We start from the raw sequence: 1,567 nt of genomic DNA, 5'->3' as shown, positions 1-1,567 counted from the left end.
AACCTGGGGCAGCCATTCGACACGGCGGCCAGAAGGTACTACGAACGAGCCGCCAAGGCCAGGACCCTCTCGCCAAGGGACATCGTTCGTCTGGTCATCGCTTTCGACGACGTGGTTGCAGGCGTTTTTGGGTTCATAATCAGGCCTTGTCTTGTTGATGATTCGCCATGTATCGGCTATTTCGGGCAGGCCATCGACCCCCAATTTCAAGGAATGCATATTTCCAGTCGAGTTCAACATGCAAGTTATTATTTTATTTTTTCAATACTATTGAAAATGCCCATTTATATTGATTGGGGATATTCCAAAAAAATTTCTCTGATCGCCACATGTCATCCATTGAACAATAGATCAAAGATTATACTGAATGAATTTTTATATAAAAAATTCAATTCATTGTATTTAAATGAGTACGCTCAGTACCGTGACTATTATTCATGCTCCATGGAAGATGCCCTCAAATGGTATGAAAGACACATGACATGTGCGTATACGCATATTGTGCGTGGCGATTCCATCACAATTTCCACAAGGCCGAAACGTTCGCTCCCAGATGCAGGCCATGAGCCCCTTTCGTGAACTTTTCATGGCTCAGAGGACGAGATGCACGGACATGAGTCCGGAAAAGGCGCGGCTCGTGGATCTGACGGGGATCCCCGACCCTGGGGACCCCGAGCAGCACAAGGCTCTTGGCCGCCAACTCGCCCCATTTGTCGGGGTGGCCCCGTTCGAGCCGGAAACAGACGATCCGGTCAAAGGGCTGTTGGAATCGGCCATTGTTCGCCATCGCCCAGATCAGAGAGGATTGTTGTCCGACCAACGTCACCCGGAAACAGAGGCTGAACAACGGCATGGGGCCGCTACGGCCGGGCCATGTCCAGCGAGATTTCCCAAGGCCGGTCCAGGCCCCGATCTCGTTCGAGGATGGTACGGCACCAGGGATGAACCGCGGTGGTGTCCCTGTCAAAGCCTGTTCGGTGGTCGGGCCGGACGACATGCTGGCGTGGACCTGGCAGCCTTGCCTGGAACGATGGTGTTCTCCCCGCTGGATGGACTGGCCGAATATGATCCGCTGGGATGTGACCCGCGGCGGGGCGGCCATATATTCATTCTTGATTCCGAAGGCCCTATTCGGGGGATTTTCCTGTGTCATCTGGAACGGCCCGTGGGCCCTTTTCCCCGTCCTGTCCAGACCGGTGAGGCCATTGCTTTGGCCGGCAGCAGTGGCTTGAGCATTTACGAAGGCCGCCCGAACATCTTTGGCAAGTACGACACCCACGTCCATCTGGAGATGGTGATCTTGTCGGGCCGAGTCGATCCTCTGACCGCCCTCGGCCTGTGGCCATTGCACGTCGAGGACCAGCGCTGTTTTTTCCCGGCCGATCCCCAGCGTCTCACGGTCCGGGTTCCACATCCCCTCCTGGAGCGCGGAACGAATCCCGGCCACGCGGATCGACCAAAAAGCAGCAGTCCACACCAACAGATCCGGGTGAACCGATGAACACTCGAATACCAGGCGGCCGATGGACACATCATCTTTCTATCCGGAGCCGACTGACGGCCATGA

General features: G+C 55.0%; 1 protein-coding gene. It reads left to right on the top strand.

From position 1 onward, the window contains the following. The first annotated feature begins 613 nt into the window (after positions 1-613). Positions 614-1,501: a hypothetical protein gene (locus tag EOM25_14835; GenBank protein ID NCC26453.1), complete on the top strand. Its 888-nt coding sequence runs from the start codon at positions 614-616 to the stop codon at positions 1,499-1,501. The last annotated feature ends 66 nt before the right edge of the window (positions 1,502-1,567 follow it).

The organism is Deltaproteobacteria bacterium (assembly GCA_009929795.1).
In the GTDB taxonomy this organism is placed as follows: Bacteria; Desulfobacterota; Desulfovibrionia; order Desulfovibrionales; family Desulfomicrobiaceae; genus RZZR01.
The sequence above is the reverse complement of the archived record's forward strand: the minus strand, read 5'-3'. Positions and strand labels throughout refer to the sequence as shown.